The following is a 17,726-nucleotide window of genomic DNA, read 5'->3' as shown; positions in this document are numbered from 1 at the left end:
TAAATTTCCATAAACCAGAAAAAAAAAATATTTTTAACCAATAAATGTTTGCATTCAAGTCGTCAAAAATAGATACACCACAAGACCATGAGCTCTTGTTGCACTATCAGGAGTCCATGAATCTCCAGGTATTGGGCGATCTATTCCAGCGACATACAGAGATGGTATACTACGTTTGCTTACGGTATCTCCAAGATTCCGAACTGAGCAAAGACGCTGTCATGAATATCTTTGAAGAATTAATATATAAGGTCAATAAACAAGAAATCAAGGACTTTCCGAGATGGCTCTATGTATTAAGCAAGAATCATTGCCTGATGTATTTAAGGTCTCAAAAGAACAAATCTCAAATTTCTTTGGATGAATTTGTGAAATTTCCCGGAGACATGCATCAGTATGAACAATATGATGAAAAAGAAGAACAGTTAACGGCTATGGAAGGCTGTCTGGGCAAATTGCCAGAAAAACAGCAACAGTCGGTCAGACTCTTCTTTTTAGAGGAAAAATGTTACAAAGAGATTAGTGAATCTACCGGTTATAGCTTGAACGAAGTAAAGAGTTATATCCAAAATGGGAAACGGAATTTAAAAAATTGCATGGAGGCTTGGAATGAGCAACAGTAATTACGACATAGCATACTTAAAGAAATACGTCAACGGTGAACTATCTCCTACGGAGATGTACGCTCTTGAGCGTGAGGCACAGCGCGACCCCATGTTGGCGGATGTTCTGATGGGTATAGAGATGGATCAAAATAAAACCGTAATTGCCGCAATCAATCAACAGATTAGCCAACGTGCAAAAAGAGATAAGGCTACTACAATTAAAATATTTGACTGGAAAAGACTGGCCATCGCCGCCTCTACAGTAATCGTTTTGGGTGTAGGTCTTGTACTTTTCTGGCAGCAGAAAAAAAATACATCTGAGGCAAAACGTACTGCTGACGTAGACGTTACCCGGGACAAGCCAAAAACAAAGGTTATAGGAAAGGATTCTATCACGACCACAGATGATATCACGTCAAAAATCGAACAGCAAGATCGTTCGCCACAATTGGCAGATAACAACAGCCCCCGTTTTCGTGAACAACATCCACATGAGGAGGTCACGATTTTATCGCAGGAACCCTCCCTACGTGTAAAATCATTGGAAGAAATGGAAGGTCGCCTTAATAGTGATCGTCCTGTATTTGGATTAAGACCTACAGACAGTGCAATTGTTATCGGTTATGCGCCAATGGCAAAGAAAAAAGATGCCCCCCAAACGATTATGATTCGGGGAACCTCGAGTTTCAACAATACTTTGGCAGGTAAAGCTGCAGGCATCTCGGCCATCCAACAATCGGGAACGCCACTACAACTCACCATTCGGGACAAAGAGACAGGCTTACCGATTTCGGGAGTGACAATCATTCAGCCCAATAGCAAGTTGGCAACTAATACCGACGCACAGGGACAAGCGACCGTTCAGCCTAGTACAATGGATTCACTTGTCGACATTATGGCGTTGGGTTATAATCCTATAGCATTAAATATGCGCCGCAGTAAAAACACAACGATCAAACTGCAGCCTTCCAGCAACTCACTTGAAGAAGTCGTCGTCACAACCATGTCTTCACGCAAATCAAAAAGTGCTGAACCTATCTGGGGCTGGAAATCGTTCAATAACTATATCAAGAAAAAAACTGCCAACAGCCGCTACGAAGGTACCGTTCGTCTAAGCTTCTATATCGATAAAGATGGATTGCCAACCCATATCAGTATTCTACAGAGTGCCAATGACTACCTTGACACCAAGGCGAAAGAAATCTTACTTTCAGGTCCAAAATGGAAAGGCGAAGACTACCGTTATGTTACTTTAACGTTCGAATTCACCTTGTAAATTAATTTTTCTCACCATTTTAATTTCTAGGAGTTTTGATTTAAAATTATTTCATACTTTAGTGTTATAATTCTTAACCATACAGTCATTTTTTATGAAAAGTTTTTTCACTGGCCTCCTCCTGCTTAGTGGTATATCCCTACAAGCACAAGATTTTTCGTTCGGTAAACTAAAAAAGGAAGATTTTGCCATTAATGTCGATAAAATAGATACGGCAGCAAATGCCTTTGTCTTACGTGAGTATGGCTCGGCCGAAGTCAGCTATAATAAAAACAAAGGTTTAGTTGTTGAATTTTTTAAACATGTTCGTATTAAAATTTTAAATAAAGAGGCCTACAATTATGCGAACTTCAGCATTCCACTCTATAAAAATGGAAACGATCGGGAAGTTCTTATGGACATCAAGGGAGCATCCTATCACCTCGTGGGTGATAAGGTCGAGGAAACAGAGATGACCAAAGCGAATATTTTTAACGAAAACTCCTCAGAAAACTATGCAATAACGAAAGCGGCCATTCCGCAGGTCCAAGAAGGTACAATTATTGAATACCGTTACCGTACAGAATCTCCATTTATCTTTAACCTAAATGCTTGGGAATTTCAGGAAGATCTTCCGAAACTTTATAGCCAATACGTCACTCGCATTCCCGAGATCTGCCACTATAAAGCCAATTTAAAAGGTGGATTAGCCGTCAGTGATCGGAAAGTAGAAAATTACAACACTGGCTTAAATTCTGAAGTCGGAGAAGTCCTAGGTAGCAAAACCACCTATACCATGGAAAATATACCAGCTTTCCATACCGAAGATTACATGACTTCTTCCAAAAATTTCAGATCAATTATCTTCTTCGAACTCGGCAGGTATAGCGTTCCAATGGGACCGACAAAAGACTTCTCGCTCACGTGGGAAAATGTCAGAGATAAACTCGTACAGGACGAAAGTTTTGGTGGACAAGTAAAGCGAAAAACGGCATTGAAGGAGTTCATTGAACCTGTATTGCAGGATTCAAAAGACGACCTACAAAAAGCGGTCAGGCTCTATACTTATTTTCAGAAACAAATAAAATGGAATAACCGCCATTCGATCTACGCAAAAAATATCAAAGAAGCCATCGAAAAAAGAACCGGCAATAGCGCCGATATTAACCTTGGACTGGTCAATGCCCTACGTTATGCGAAGCTAGATGCCATCCCTGTTATTTTATCGACACGTGAAAATGGCTATGCCGGACTTTATGCACCGGCCATATCCGAATTCAACCATGTGATTGCACGGGTAAAAATAGGTGAAAACTATTATCTGCTGGATGCGACCTCTCCCTATGAGCTGTTCGGAAATATTCCGATGAAATGTGTTAATTATCAGGGAAGATCAATCCCCTTAGAAGGTGAATCCGACTGGGTAAAACTCGATGCGAATCTTCCTTCGACTTATAGTAATTTCTTCTATGGTGAATTATCGGAAAATGGAGAATTAAAAGGAAAATGGATTACCTCGCGTAATGGTTATGGAGCATCCAAAATGCGTGAACGCCTGCAAGGAAGCAACTCTGAAGAAGAATACTACGAAAAAATAGACGAAGAAAACAATCGCATCAAAATCAACAGTTTTAAAGTATCGAATCGGGAATCCCTTGATAAACCACTAACCGAGGAATTTGAAATTGAGATTAAAAATTTTGCAACGCTACAAAATGACCAACTTCTATTCAATCCTTATATTGATACCAAAATGTCCAAAAACCCTTTCAATCTAACAGAAAGGAATTATCCAATCGACTTTGGTTCTTTAGTTCAGGAAGAAAGCTACATGGAAATCAAATTGCCTAAAGGCTATTCCTACCCAACAGAAGGTAAGTTAAAAAATATCAGTATGGCTCTGCCTGAGCGTGCCGCCCGATATATTTTCAAAATCAATAATACGACGCCGGACGTTCTGATTATCGAATCGGCAACACAGTTAAACAAACCCTTATTTATGCCGGAAGAGTATTTTGATTTAAAAGAGTTTTTCAGCAGAATCATCCAAGCAGAAAAATTGGATGTCGTACTCAAAAAAATATAATAATTATCCTTAACACAAACTTCATTTTATATTGATGTTTATCTTAAATAAGGGTGATAACTTTGAATATCAAAAAAAAAGTAAAATGATTAAAGATTCAGATTTATTCGAACTAGAGAATACCTTCCTTGGAGAAGGTTTCGAATTGGATGGTGATGATATTATCACCGATGAAGACTAGGTCTTCACTTTTTAAGCAAGTATTATTCCCCTTATATAATCTCAAAGCCCAGACATTCTTTGCTGGGCTTTTTCTTTGCTATGCTATTTCTCCAATTTCCCCAAAAGTTATTATTCCCATATCTTTATACCAAGTTGACGATCCGATGCTCAGCTACCCCGGCTCAAAAACAAATTGAACCATATCCTACAAAATCAGCTAGTGGAGCCGTCTACCAAGTCGCCATAGGCCGCCCTTAACAAATAAATTGCATCTGCCATACTTTGCTCTTCAAGATGTGCAAAGCCCAATCGTAATGCAGTAACGGTTTTATTTTGATAAAGGCAATTGCTCGGGATCAACAATCCCCTTTCCCGTGCCTTTTCCTGTAAAACAGTCAAGGAAAAAACAGCCTTAAACTGCACCCAAAAGGCCAGTCCAGACCCTGGAACGATGAAAGTAACTTCTTCTTCGAAATAACGTCGTAACAATATGGAAAACAACCCTTTGCGCTCTGCAATTATTTTCTGAAATTTTCGCTGATAGCGAAAGATATCACCCTGATGGATAATTTCACCCAATGTTTTCTCAATCATAAAATTCGGCTTTCCGAAGATATTCAGATATTTCTTACCTTCATCCAGCAGATCCTGAGGCGCGATCAAAAAATTCATTTGGAAGCCGGGGTCTAAGAAACTTCCGAATGCACCTGTATAAATTACCCGGTTACCTGCATTTTTCCGAAAAAGCGATTCCCCTTTTGTTTTAATAAAAGAAGACTCAAAGTCAGCATCATCCTCAATAATGATAAAGTCGTAATGCTCGGCCAGCTGTAACAGTTGCATTTTCCGCTTTTCCGAAAGGTTAACCGTCGTTGGATACTGACATCGGGTGTTGAGATAAACACACCTGATCTCTCCGGGCTTAAATTGATCTCCGATCCGATCTACGATCATCCCATCCGCATCGACCGGAACGGTTTTTAGTTTGGCTCCTGCCTGACTAAATATCATATTGGGTAGAAAATAACTTAAGTCCTCAACCAGCACAATATCGTCACGTCGAATTAATAATCGGGATAAGATTGAAAATATCTGTTCGCGGCTGGCAATTGGCAACAGGAAGTTCCGGGAAAGATGAAATCCCCTAGTTAGGTTCAGATAATAGCTTAACTGGTCCCGAAAAAACAAATTGCCCTCCGTTGTCGTCGGCAAATCATCACTTTTCTTTTTCCTTTTCACCATCGATGCGTAAAAGCGTACAAGCTCTTCAGCCGGAATGACACTATAATCAGGTGTTCCATCCGTAAAATAATACTTTTCTGGAGCTTCTAACATAGGCATATCCAATATCAGCTCCTTCCGGAAAGAATAAGGCGCAAGATGCGGTGGTTGTTTAAATGCCTCAGTCGTCGACATCGAAGTACCATTAGATTCGGGGTTTTTCACAAAAGTCCCTCGATTCGGTAAAATTTCCACCCAGCCCTGCTCTTGCAATTCTGATAAAGCTGCTACGACGGTTTTTCGGTGTACTTTTAATTCATCTGCAATCTTCCGGCTTCCGGGCAACAAATCCCCTTCTTCCAATAAATTACGTTTGACCGCATGGATAAATTGATAAACAATCTGTAAATAGATAGCATCTTCCTTACGGCGATCTATTTTAATCATAGAATGAAAACCTATACCAACCGGACTACTCATTATGTTTATTTCGGACTACCAAAGTTATCATTTAAACTATAATCTTTGCAATCATAAGGAAAATAATGGTATTGAAATGCTAAACCGGAACAGTCATTAGGCAATATCAAGCTAATTTTAGAACGAAAACTTATAAGTAAAATGGAGACAAAACCAAAATGGACACAAGAAGAAGTTGTTGCTTTGTACAACAAACCGATGATGGAACTTCTTTATGAAGCGGCATCGGTCCATAGAAAATACCACGACCCAAATAAAGTACAAGTATCTACATTGATCTCAATTAAAACAGGTGGCTGTCCAGAAGATTGTGCCTACTGCCCACAGGCAGCACGTTACCATACCCATGTCAAAGCCGAAGGATTGATGAGCATAGATCAGGTAAAAGAGCAAGCCTTGGCTGCTAAAGCTGGTGGTAGCTCACGGATCTGCATGGGTGCCGCCTGGCGCAATGTGAAGGATGGTCCAGAGTTTGACCATGTGCTTGATATGGTGCGTACACTGAATAGACTTGACATGGAAGTCTGCTGTACGCTTGGAATGCTGACAGAAAACCAGGCGCAACGTCTTTCAGAGGCCGGATTATACGCCTACAATCATAACCTCGATTCATCTGCCGAATACTATCGGGAAATTATCTCGACCAGAAGCTATGACGATCGTCTGCAGACAATCGAAAACGTACGTAAAACAAACATAACGGTATGCAGTGGTGGCATAATTGGAATGGGCGAAAGTGTTTCGGATCGGGCTGCCATGTTGATTACCCTTGCTTCACTCATCCCACAGCCCGAATCGGTACCGATCAATGCGCTGGTCCCTGTAGCAGGTACGCCAATGGAGACGATGGAAACCGCATCCATCTGGGAAATGGTACGTATGGTCGCTACGGCTAGAATTCTATTACCTTCCACACAAGTCCGTTTATCTGCCGGCCGTACCAACATGAGTACAGAAGGACAAGCTTTGTGCTTTTTTGCAGGGGCCAACTCGATTTTCTCAGGCGATAAACTCCTCACCACACCCAATCCCGATGTCAACGAAGATATGGACATGTTTAAAATATTAGGTCTGGTCGCACAACAGCCTTTTGAGAAAAAAAATCAACCCGAAACCATATCCACTGAGATAGCACATTATCATGATCATGGTGAAAGACCCAAATGGTCAAGACCGGGACATAAAATCCAGCGCAACATCGCCAAGCAGAAGCAAGACAAATAACGACTGTACAATCAGTGCTGACACGAAGTTGTATCCTCGTCATTATATATAAACACGCGATCCGGAGACCTTATTTATTAGGGTGTAAATAAATAAGGTCTCCGGATTCCATTTATATGCATTTACAACAACAGAAGATAACACGTTCAATAATGAGCTTCATAAGAAATGACAATTATTCTTACTGAAACAGCCGTGATTATGCTAATAAGGGATCGGTTGTACTCTCTACCCCTGTTTCCAATCGCCCGGCGAGCTGAATAACTGGGCTGCTGTCTCCCTTAAGCTTTACTGCAATATCATACCAATTTCCTTGTTTCTCAATATCCAGGATCAATATAACTTCCTCGGCAGGGGCGATGTCTCTTGTTGTGTCATATTTTTCATAGTTGAGGCTCTCAACCGATACGGTTACCCGCTGATCACTATTGTTCTTTATTTTCAGCTGTAATTTTCCTGTAGCTGCCTGAGTCAGTGCCCTAAGCTCTGGACCTACCGCGGCTTGTATTGCTGCAGTCCCCTTTTCCCCGGAAAATTTACGATAAAAACCATTCGGCCCATGCAGCTCGAAAGTGTAACGATCTCCTTCAAACTTAGCTAGGTCCCACTGGTATTCCAAACGGTCACCGGCCTTAACCGCAAAATTCCAGTTACGATAGGTTTCGCTTTGTCCTTGTTCATCACGATACGCCAGCGGACTATACACATTGAAAGCCGTGCCGGCAGTTTTTTTTCCAAAAAGCTTGGTATCTACAGTCATTGCTAGATGAAACCGTCCGTCTCGCACATAGCCCACTGCATCATGCGCATAAGGTAACTGCGATGATCTTCGAATCCCCCGTTCCTGTACTCGGTCAAATGCCGCAATCCATACATTTTTCTTCGCAAGCTCAGAATCATTGACCTCGACAAAACCTTGGGGATCATCCTTGAACTGCGCATTGTATATGGTTTCGATATAGGCATCCCGATCTAGGAAGGGAAGTTGTTCTTTTTCCTGTGTAAAAGGAGTAAAAGCTGCTGTCAAATCGCCACAGATTGTCCGACGCCATGCACTGATGTTGTCCAGATGAATATTCTTCTTGAGCTTATTGTTAAAGAAATATTCCAAAAATTGCAATGTAGAAGTATGATCAAATACCTGAGAGCATACCTTGCCACCTCGTGACCAAGGTGATGCAATATACATGGGAACACGGAAACCTAAGCCCACTGCACCCTCACGTGCTTGTTTTTTAGGAATTCCCTGTTTTAGCTCATTTTCCAAACGTACCATTTCCACCTCTGTATCGATCCCCGGCGAGCATGCTCCCGTATCTTTCTTCTTTAAATCGGGAACAAGAAAAGGTTTCACATGGTCGTAATAACCATCGTTTTCATCATAGGTGATGATAAAAATTGTTTTTTTCCAGACCTCAGGGTTTTTCGTTAGGATATCCAAAACTTCGGATACGTACCAAGCGCCATACCAAGGGGCACTCGGATGATCTGAGAAATTTTGCGGACCGGCCAACCAGGATACAGCTGGCAATTTACCGCTGTCTACGTCTTTCCTGAATTGATAAAGAACATCTCCTTTCGGGACCTCAAGTGATCTTTTTTTCCCCTGCTCTTTAAAACGCAAGGTATCCAGTGACCGGTAATTATTGTCGCCCTTATTTACCGTAAATGCCCGTTCATTTATTGATTTAGTAAAATCGCTTAGCTTTTTATAGTTTTCTGGATTGAATTCCTTAAGCTCAGTCTCAGCGCGCTCGAGTACCTCACTTTTTTTACGGATATCGGTGCGTATTTTTTCAGCCTGTTCCTCAGAGGCAGGAGACTTCTCCTCCAGCTTGGAAATCTGTACAGGCAAATCGCGCACCTGTGCTTCCAAATTTTTGATATAGTTATCCTTGAATTTAACCTGATAAGCCTGAAAAAACTCCAATAAGTTACAGCCAAAATTAGACAGCCAAGCGCGCTCTTGTCCGGAAAACCCACCCCCGCAACTTGTTTCATTTTGATAGAAACGCCAGTTTATCCCATTCTTCTCAAGTAGTTCTGGAAAAGTTTCCCAAGTCATTTTACCATAGCCAAAGTCATCGTTCCGAATATTAGCTTTTTGCAACCCCTCTTTCATCTCCGTAATCTTACCGGTCCAGAAAAACGAACGGTTAGGTGTAGTACTTGTCATACCCGAACAGAAATTCTGATCACATACCGTGAAAGCATCCGCTAACGCATAATGAAAAGGTAGATCTTCCCGTGTAAAATACCCCAATGTTAAAGGCATCCCCGCATATTGTTTATTACCTGATTGTTTTGATAACAACCAATGATCATAGCGCCCCTGGTTAAAAGCGTCTACCTGACTTGCGCGGCTATGCGGAAGAGATCCTATCCAGGTTACCTTGCTCTCCTTCAGATTTAATCGAAAAGGAGCGTAAACTCTTCCTTCTTTATCGGTTTGATACCATACAGGCAGGCCGTTCGGTAAACGTACTGCACGCGGATCATTAAAGCCCCGAACACCAGAAAGACTACCTAGCGTATGATCGAAAGATCGGTTCTCCTGCATTAGGATGACGATATGTTCGGCATCCAAAAAACTACTTCCCGGATCAGGATTAATCGCAAAGGCTTTCTGTATTGACGCAGGCATAAAACTGGCAATACCTGCTGCTCCCGAAAATAGTAGGGTCTTTCTTAGGAATTCTCTTCTGCTTTCCATAATGCTTTTTATAATTTCGATTTGAATCTACTTAGATTTCTTTTTGTTTCATATTTCTTCATGTAAATCTTATGTTACTAAATTATGTCCTAAGAAAATATCTCATTGATAGGATGACAAAAATTTGTTTAATTTTACGAAAAGACAATACAAACAACTATGGTGGATATTTTGCTGCTCGAAGACGACAAGGTGCTCTCTAAGGAGATCCGGTCTTTTTTATTAAGCCAGGGATTTTCTTGTGACCAGGCATTTGATGGTATTGAGTTTTTGGCCAAAACACACCAAAAAAAATACAGCTTCTATCTACTGGACATCAATGTACCCAAAATCAATGGACTGGAGATCTGTAAAAAGATAAGAAGTCACGATGCATTTACCCCCATTATTATTCTTTCTGCTTATGATGACATAGACGACAAAAAAGAAGCTTTTCTTCGGGCTGCCGACGATTATCTCGTCAAACCTTTCGTCTTAGATGAATTGCTGATGCGGATCTATTCCTTGTTACGTAGACAACAACATAGTGAAAGTAATGATCCAACAACACTCGTGATTGATGATCTGATCATTTATCCGGAAGAAGCCCGTGTGCTGCGCGCCAATGAAGAAATAAACCTTACTCAAAAAGAATTTCAGTTGCTGCTTATCTTAGCACAGGCTAAAGGACGAACTTTATCCAAACAGCATATTTCAGAGGAAGTATGGCAAAATCAATTTCAAACCACACAGAATACCATTGAAGTTTATATCAACTTTTTGCGAAAGAAAATTGACAAAAACTTTGACAATAAACTTATTCATACCAGGCCCGGATTTGGTTATTATTTATCGGCAGAAAAATGAATTTAAAGAAGAAAATAGCGATTAGCTTTAGCATTGCATTCTCCGTTCTTTTCGGCATTGCGATGTTAATCATCTATTATGCTAGTTTCGATTTTCGCAAAGATCAGTTCCGCCAGCGGCTGATTGATAAATTAGACAATATTTCTCATTATATTGCCAGTAATCCTTATTTCAACCGGCAATCTTACAAGAACTATTTTCATGATGACGAAGATGGCCTTTTCTATGAAGATGTCATCATTCTCGACAAAAATAAGCAGCTAGTCTTCAGTACCGTAAAAGATCAGACCATTACCTGGAATGCAGCGATTGTCAACCGGCTTAATCAGGAAAGACAGATCTTCTACAATCAGGACCAATATGAAACACTCGCTAAATATTACCGCATCAATGGCTCACCTTATTATATTATCGTAAAAGCGCAGGATTATTCTGGAAATGAAAAAATGGACCATCTAGCGCTCGTCCTAACGATATTATTTGTCCTAAGTGCTATTTTGGTCTGGATATTCAGTTATAAACTCATTCAGCGCCTGTTGATCCCACTTGATAAATTAAAAGACAATATCACGCAGATTAATGCCAGCAAACTGACCAAACCGGTTGAATATACGGGTCATACCGACGAAATTGCTGTACTAACGCGCGCATTTAACACCATGTTATTGCGACTTTCGACTGCTTTCGAATCACAGAAGGAATTTAATTCCAGCGCTTCACACGAATTACGGACGCCACTTGCCCGAATGTCCTTCCAATTGGAAAACCTCTATCATCAAAATCAGCTGAGTGAAGAAGTAAAGCAGGTACTCCGTAATATATCCAAGGAAACCTTGCATCTTGCGGAGGTAACCGATTCGCTGATGTTACTATCAAAATTCGACTCAGAACGTTTGAAAATGACTTATAAGGAGGAGAGGATCGATGAAATCATCTTTATGGCTTATGAAAAAGTAGCAAAGGTGTTCCCTGACCTGCAATTGGATTTTTCAATTGGCGGAATCGAAGACCCAAAGCTCAGTATTTTCTGCTCCTCACAACTGATCGAAATCGCTTTTGTAAACTTATTTAAAAATGCGGCACTCTATTCTTATACTAGAGAGGTTAAAGTGATAATCCTGGAATCCGGACGTGAGTTGAAAGTACTGGTCAGCAATTCCGGTCCAGCACTGAGCACAATTGATCAAAAGCGAATTTTCGATGCATTTAGCCGCGGTGAAAATGCAAACGAAACGACAGGATCAGGATTGGGACTACGGATCGTCCAGCGCATCATGCAATCCCATCAAGCAACAATTGAATACCAAGCTGATGTAAAACAATCTACTCATACTTTTGTATTACTATTTAAATTATTTCCAAGCCAGGAAGCATAGTAGCAAAATTGCAACAATCAGTCTCAAATCTCTTTGTGACAATCACATATCGCTAGTAAACCTATCCATCAGATGCATTACCTATTGGCATAACATGCGTTTTTAAGCTTTTTTTAAGCATTTATTAAGGGGCTTTTAATATTCGACCAGTTATTTTGTCATATAAGTTTTGATAGACATGGCAAAGAAACCTTTAATATTTTTATTGCTTTTCAATAGTATGGCTTTTGCGCAACAAAAACCGCCAGAAACAGATTATGCGATTATTCATGAAAGTACACTTGGAAAAAAGCAAAGTGAGATCTCTGGACAGCAGATGACCCTTCAAGAATGCGAAGAAGCATTTATAAAGAGTAACCTCTCTTTACTCGCCCAGCAATATGATATCAGTCAAGTTCAGGCAGATGTGATACAAGCCCGGATCTGGGATCTTCCACAGCTGGAAATGTCTGTCAACGCTTATGATCCACAGAACAAAAAAGCATTTCATGTTGGTCCGTCCAAAGAAGCGAGCATATCCCAATTGATTTATCTCGGTGGAAAAAAGAAAAATGAAGTAGAATTTGCCAAATCAAATGTTGAATTGGCTAAGCTGCAATTTAGCCAGTTGCTTGCAAGTCTTCGTGCGCAGCTCCGTACAACCTTTTACTCCCTTTACTTTGAACAGCATAAGTTGGCCGACATTAAAATTCAGCTGGATTATCTCAACAGTCTCCTGGTGGCTTATAAAGAGCAAGGAAAAAAAGGGAATGTTTCTTTGAAAGATCAGGTCCGTCTGCAGACAATGGCCATCGATCTCAACAATGAAAAAACGACGGCGATCAATAATAGCATCAATCTACAACAGCAATTACGTGTGCTTATTTCCAGCCAGGAAGATGTGCTCCCCAAATTAACGGACCAACAAGCAGATCAGGAACTCGCTATAAAACCGACTATGCCTTTCGACAAAATTTACCAATTGGCCCTGGAAAACAATGCCGATTATCAATTTGCCTTGAAGACCTCAGAAAGCTCGCAGTTATTTACTAAATGGCAACAGTCTTTAAATACACCCGATATTAATCTTGGACTTGCATACAGTCAAAATTCTGGCGCATTCCGAAATGAAATCAACTTGACAGCTGCAATTCCGCTTCCACTATGGAAACAAAACAAAGGAAATGTGATCAAAGCGAAATACGCCGAAGAAGAAGCAAAGAAAAATATTGAAGTGCAGCGGCAGCTGCTTGAATCAAAGTTACGTTCAAACTATCTGTCCTGGGAAAATCAATATAACCAGTATTTTACGATTACACCGGACGACCTACGCGACATTGCCGTGGTCTATGATGGTATTTTCAACAATTTCAAAAAAGGTAATATTTCCTTAGTTGAATTCACCGATTTTATGGACAGCTACCGCATATCTATTCTGAAGCTTTATGATATGAAAAAGGAAATTATTCTCAACGCCGAACAATTAAACTATCTGGCTCAAACTTCTATATTCAATTCAACTTATGCCAACTAAAAAACTTATCATAGCCACTGTGGTAGCAGTTTTACTCTACTCTTGCCAAAATCATAAAGAAGCAGACAATGCAGCTATTGTCAAAGGTTTCGAAATTAGTGAGACGATGCTTAAGTCGACCAGTTTTGCAACGGTAAAAAAAGAAAATGTGACCGAAGAACTCAACTTCTTCGGCAAAATATCTGCCGATCAAAACAATTACATCGATATTTTTCCACTTGTTGGGGGTAATGTCGTATCCGTTAATGTTTCCTTGGGCGACTACGTACATAAAGGTCAAGTATTGGCCACAATCAGGAGTACGGAAGTTGCGGGTATCCAAAAAGATCTTTCGGATGCCAAAACCGATGTATTACTTGCTGAAAAAAACTACCGGGTAGCTGAAGACATGTACAATGGTAAACTGAGCACAGATAAAGACATGCTCGAAGCAAAAGGACAGTTAACCAAAGCCAAAGAACAGCTTCGCCGCTCGGAAGCCGTAAGTCAGATTTACAATGTCCGTACGGGCAATATTTATTCGGTCGTATCTCCAATCGATGGCTACATCGTCCAAAAAAATATCAACAAGGACATGCAGCTGCGCAGCGACCGCAGCGACAACATCTTTGATGTGGCCAATACAAAAGATGTATGGGCGATTCTTAACGTTAACGAAACGGATATTGACAAGATCAGCATGGGCATGCCAGCTGTCGTATCAACGCTAAGCTACCCGGATAAAAAATTCCAGGGCAGTATCGACAAAATCTTTAAGATCATCGATCCGCAGACCAATTCAATGCAGGCCCGTGTGGTGCTCGATAATAAGGATGGTTTGCTCATTCCCGATAGCAAGGCGACCATTAAAGTGTTGCACCAATCCAATACGCAGGCTCTGGCAGTACCTTCGGATGCAGTCATATTCGATCAAAACAAATATTTTGTATTGATCTATAAATCGCAAAATGATATTAAGATCCGCGAAATACAGCCGATCAAGCAAAACGAAGGGACAACCTATATGGCTACGGGACTGCAGGAAGGTGAAAAAGTTGTTGTCAACAATAAGCTTTTGATCTATAGAGCACTGAATAATTAATCCGTCTTAGCATTTACACGAATGAACAAATTCATTAAAAATATCATTGCCTTTTCCATTAAAAATAAAGCATTTACCTTTATTTGGGTCGGTATTTTGGCTATTGTCGGATTCATTAGCTTTAAAAGCATGCCCATTGAGGCATTTCCCGATGTGACCAATACACAAATAACCATCATTACCCAATGGAATGGAAGGAGTGCGGAGGAAGTCGAACGTTTTGTAACGACACCAATCGAACTCGGCATGAGTCCGGTCCAAAAGAGAACGAGTATACGGAGCACCACGATGTTTGGCCTCTCCATTGTCAAAATCATCTTTGATGATGGTGTCGACGATACGTTTGCCCGCAACCAGGTCAATAACCTTTTGCGGTCCGTGAGCCTGCCAGACGATGTCGACCCCGAAGTACAGCCCCCTTATGGTCCTACAGGAGAGATCTTCCGTTATACACTACACAGTGATCAGCGCAATTCACGCGATCTCCTTACTTTGCAGACTTGGGTCATTGACCGGGCGCTTCGTGGTGTCCCAGGTGTGGCCGATATCAATGTTTTTGGTGGGCAGGATTTAGTCTATGAAATAAGTACTGACCCTATAAAACTCGACAAATTCAACCTCACTCCTCTGCAGGTATTTGATGCAGTCAGCAAAAGTAACCTGAATGTCGGTGGCGATGTCATCGAAAAAAGTGGCCAGTCTTACGTCGTGCGTGGCATTGGTTTGGTCAACTCGATCAATGATATCGAAAACATCACTGTAATCAATCAAAAGGGAAATCCTGTATTTGTCAAAAATGTAGCCGAAGTTAGAGAAAGTGCGATGCCCCGTGTGGGTCAAGCCGGTTTTGGCAAGAATGATGATGTGGTAGCAGGAACCATTGTGATGCGTAAAGGTGAAAATCCAAGAGAAGTATTGACTGCTGTAAAAGCGAAAATAGACGAGCTTAACAACAAAATCCTCCCCAAAGACGTCAAGATGCAAACCTTCTATGACCGTGACAACCTCATGGATTTCACAACACATACCGTTATGCATAACTTGATCGAAGGTATCGTGCTTGTTACCTTGATGGTACTGCTCTTTATGGCAGACTGGCGCACCACGGTTATTGTTTCCATTATCATACCGCTCGCCTTACTTTTTGCCTTTTTATGCCTTAAACTGGCGGGCATGAGTGCCAACCTGCTTTCTTTAGGCGCAGTAGACTTTGGTATTATCATCGACGGTGCCGTGGTTATGGTTGAAGGGATATTCGTCATGCTGGACCATCAGGCCCACAAACTTGGCATGGAGAAATTCAATAAAATGGCCAAAGCAGGCTGGATCAAACAGACAGGAACCGGATTGGGAAAAGCCATCTTTTTTTCCAAACTGATTATCATCACCTCGTTGATTCCTATCTTCTCCTTCCAGAAGGTAGAAGGTAAAATGTTTTCGCCGCTCGCCTTTACCCTGGGGTTTGCCTTATTGGGAGCTTTACTGTTCACCTTGACGCTAGTTCCGGCTCTTTCACATATTCTGCTCAATAAAAATGTAAAAGAACGGCACAATCCATTTGTTGAATTCTGGAATCGAATTGTCGCCAAGGGTTTTGGATTTACATTCAGAAACAAGCGTCTGAGTATGATCGTCGCAATTGCTTTATTGGCGGCAGTCTTGTTTTCTGCAAAATTTTTGGGAACAGAATTTTTACCAACACTAAACGAAGGATCCCTTTGGGTTACTGCCGAGATGCCTACGAGTACGTCTTTACGTGAATCGATCAAAACAACCAAGCTGTTAAAAAGTACATTGGAAACCTTCCCTGAGGTCACCGGTGTGCTCTCCCAGACTGGACGGAGCAACGATGGGACCGACCCCAATGGCTTTGGTTTTGTTCAGTTTGCCGTAGCCCTAAAACCTAAAGAGGAATGGACGCGCAAAATTACCATGGATCAGCTGATCGAAGAGATGGACCATAAACTCAAGCAATTTCAGGGTATCACTTATAATTATTCACAGCCTATTTCAGATAACGTTGCCGAAGCGGTTGCAGGATTCAAAGCCGAAAACGGCATCAAGATTTTTGGAGACAACCTTGCAACCTTAGACCGTCTCGCAAAAGAAGTATATGCACAGGTCAAAGGCATCCAAGGCATTAAAGAACCTGGTATTATCTTAAATATCGGCCAGCCTGAAGTTAGTGTAGTATTGGATCGGACCCGTATGGCTGCATTCAACGTGCTGCCAGCTGATGCGCAAGCGGTATTGGAAATGGCCTTTGGCGGAAAGACAGCTTCGATTTTATACGATGGAGAACGCAAATTCAATATTCGTCTGCGCTATGCACCGGAGTATCGGAAAACAGAAAAAGATATTGCACAGCTGATGGTTCCTTGTGGTGATGGCACCTTAATTCCACTAAAAAGTATCGCAACGATCGAAAAAGACAATGGCGCTGCTTTTATCTACCGCGACAACATCAAACGCTATATCGGTATCAAATTTTCCATCCGTGACCGCGACCTGGGAAGCACCATTGCAGAAGCGCAACAAAAAGTCAGCAAAATCAAGCTCCCGGAAGGATATTCCATTGGCTGGACCGGTCAATTCGAAAATCAACAACGTGCTACACATCGTTTAGCACAAGTTGTACCGATCAGTTTGATTGTCATCTTTTTCCTGTTGTTTATTCTGTTCGGAAATATCAAGGATTCGCTACTTGTATTGGCCAACGTGCCTTTTGCCTTGATCGGTGGTATTATTGCCTTACACGTAACTGGTATGAATTTCGGTATTTCGGCAGGGGTAGGCATGATCGCATTATTCGGGATATGTATACAGAATGGGGTTATCCTAATCTCAGAATTCCATCAGAACAAAAAAGAGGGCCTGCCGAATGACCAGTCAATCTACAAAGGTGTAAAATCGCGGACACGCCCTGTCGTTATGACGGCTTTGATGGCTTCCATAGGTCTATTGCCGGCTGCATTATCTACGGGAATAGGCTCGGAATCACAAAAACCTTTGGCAATCGTCATCATTGGCGGGCTTATTTCAGCAACGATACTGACACTGCTGGTGTTCCCGATAATCTATGATATCTTCAACAGAAAAGAAAAGGTAAAGCAAACAATCGCTAAATAATGTTGTCCATATTTTATATACTATATACTTTGGCC

General features: G+C 41.2%; 11 protein-coding genes. 9 read left to right on the top strand and 2 right to left on the bottom strand.

The genetic code is table 11. The features are described 5' to 3' along the window. The first annotated feature begins 44 nt into the window (after positions 1–44). The 3 genes from B3C94_RS11590 to B3C94_RS11580 all read left to right on the top strand — a co-directional run bounded on the left by B3C94_RS11590 (position 45) and on the right by B3C94_RS11580 (position 3,946). A complete protein-coding gene (locus tag B3C94_RS11590) occupies positions 45–623 on the top strand; it encodes an RNA polymerase sigma factor (protein WP_293903743.1) in 579 nt (192 codons plus the stop codon). Continuing rightward, positions 610–1,881, top strand: coding sequence for a carboxypeptidase-like regulatory domain-containing protein (locus tag B3C94_RS11585; RefSeq protein WP_293903740.1), 1,272 nt, complete (start codon positions 610–612; stop codon positions 1,879–1,881). The genes B3C94_RS11590 and B3C94_RS11585 overlap by 14 nt, the downstream gene beginning before the upstream one ends. 94 nt (positions 1,882–1,975) lie before the next feature. Next, complete coding sequence (locus B3C94_RS11580; protein WP_293903737.1) at positions 1,976–3,946, top strand: hypothetical protein; 1,971 nt, start codon at positions 1,976–1,978, stop codon at positions 3,944–3,946. A gap of 375 nt (positions 3,947–4,321) precedes the next feature. Here the strand turns inward: B3C94_RS11580 and B3C94_RS11575 are convergent, their stop codons facing one another. After that, entirely contained in the window at positions 4,322–5,776 is a 1,455-nt protein-coding gene (locus B3C94_RS11575) for a PLP-dependent aminotransferase family protein (protein ID WP_293903734.1), read from the bottom strand. A 174-nt stretch (positions 5,777–5,950) separates the two neighbouring features. Between B3C94_RS11575 and bioB the strand changes: the two genes are divergently transcribed. Next, the gene (gene bioB, locus B3C94_RS11570) at positions 5,951–7,033 is read left to right on the top strand and encodes a biotin synthase BioB (RefSeq protein WP_293903731.1); all 1,083 of its coding nucleotides are present in this window, start codon (positions 5,951–5,953) and stop codon (positions 7,031–7,033) included. A gap of 199 nt (positions 7,034–7,232) precedes the next feature. On the opposite strand, the gene B3C94_RS11565 is transcribed toward bioB, so the two are convergent. Beyond that, a complete protein-coding gene (locus B3C94_RS11565; protein WP_293903728.1) occupies positions 7,233–9,746 on the bottom strand; it encodes a phosphocholine-specific phospholipase C in 2,514 nt (837 codons plus the stop codon). Between the two features lie 159 nt (positions 9,747–9,905). Between B3C94_RS11565 and B3C94_RS11560 the strand changes: the two genes are divergently transcribed. From B3C94_RS11560 to B3C94_RS11540, 5 genes are all read left to right on the top strand, one after another. Further along, the gene (locus tag B3C94_RS11560; RefSeq protein ID WP_293903725.1) at positions 9,906–10,592 is read left to right on the top strand and encodes a response regulator transcription factor; all 687 of its coding nucleotides are present in this window, start codon (positions 9,906–9,908) and stop codon (positions 10,590–10,592) included. Next, the gene (locus tag B3C94_RS11555; protein WP_293903722.1) at positions 10,589–11,968 is read left to right on the top strand and encodes a HAMP domain-containing sensor histidine kinase; all 1,380 of its coding nucleotides are present in this window, start codon (positions 10,589–10,591) and stop codon (positions 11,966–11,968) included. The genes B3C94_RS11560 and B3C94_RS11555 overlap by 4 nt, the downstream gene beginning before the upstream one ends. Before the next feature lie 178 nt (positions 11,969–12,146). Beyond that, the gene (locus B3C94_RS11550; RefSeq protein ID WP_293903719.1) at positions 12,147–13,481 is read left to right on the top strand and encodes a TolC family protein; all 1,335 of its coding nucleotides are present in this window, start codon (positions 12,147–12,149) and stop codon (positions 13,479–13,481) included. Continuing rightward, positions 13,471–14,562, top strand: coding sequence for an efflux RND transporter periplasmic adaptor subunit (locus tag B3C94_RS11545; protein WP_293903716.1), 1,092 nt, complete (start codon positions 13,471–13,473; stop codon positions 14,560–14,562). The genes B3C94_RS11550 and B3C94_RS11545 overlap by 11 nt, the downstream gene beginning before the upstream one ends. A 21-nt stretch (positions 14,563–14,583) precedes the next feature. Further along, positions 14,584–17,691, top strand: a complete 3,108-nt coding sequence (locus B3C94_RS11540; RefSeq protein ID WP_293903713.1) for an efflux RND transporter permease subunit — start codon at positions 14,584–14,586, stop codon at positions 17,689–17,691. Positions 17,692–17,726 lie beyond the last annotated feature (35 nt).

The sequence above is a fragment of the Sphingobacterium sp. UBA5670 genome, from assembly GCF_002420705.1.
GTDB lineage: Bacteria > Bacteroidota > Bacteroidia > Sphingobacteriales > Sphingobacteriaceae > Sphingobacterium.
The sequence above is the reverse complement of the archived record's forward strand: the minus strand, read 5'-3'. Positions and strand labels throughout refer to the sequence as shown.

Excerpts from the sequence above, each read along its gene's own strand:
- B3C94_RS11590 (WP_293903743.1), top strand. The coding sequence starts at position 45 with ATGTTTGCATTCAAGTCGTCAAAAATAGATACACCACAAGACCATGAG.
- B3C94_RS11585 (WP_293903740.1), top strand. The coding sequence starts at position 610 with ATGAGCAACAGTAATTACGACATAGCATACTTAAAGAAATACGTCAAC.
- B3C94_RS11580 (WP_293903737.1), top strand. The coding sequence starts at position 1,976 with ATGAAAAGTTTTTTCACTGGCCTCCTCCTGCTTAGTGGTATATCCCTA.
- B3C94_RS11575 (WP_293903734.1), bottom strand. The coding sequence starts at position 5,776 with ATGATTAAAATAGATCGCCGTAAGGAAGATGCTATCTATTTACAGATT.
- bioB (WP_293903731.1), top strand. The coding sequence starts at position 5,951 with ATGGAGACAAAACCAAAATGGACACAAGAAGAAGTTGTTGCTTTGTAC.
- B3C94_RS11565 (WP_293903728.1), bottom strand. The coding sequence starts at position 9,746 with ATGGAAAGCAGAAGAGAATTCCTAAGAAAGACCCTACTATTTTCGGGA.
- B3C94_RS11560 (WP_293903725.1), top strand. The coding sequence starts at position 9,906 with ATGGTGGATATTTTGCTGCTCGAAGACGACAAGGTGCTCTCTAAGGAG.
- B3C94_RS11555 (WP_293903722.1), top strand. The coding sequence starts at position 10,589 with ATGAATTTAAAGAAGAAAATAGCGATTAGCTTTAGCATTGCATTCTCC.
- B3C94_RS11550 (WP_293903719.1), top strand. The coding sequence starts at position 12,147 with ATGGCAAAGAAACCTTTAATATTTTTATTGCTTTTCAATAGTATGGCT.
- B3C94_RS11545 (WP_293903716.1), top strand. The coding sequence starts at position 13,471 with ATGCCAACTAAAAAACTTATCATAGCCACTGTGGTAGCAGTTTTACTC.
- B3C94_RS11540 (WP_293903713.1), top strand. The coding sequence starts at position 14,584 with ATGAACAAATTCATTAAAAATATCATTGCCTTTTCCATTAAAAATAAA.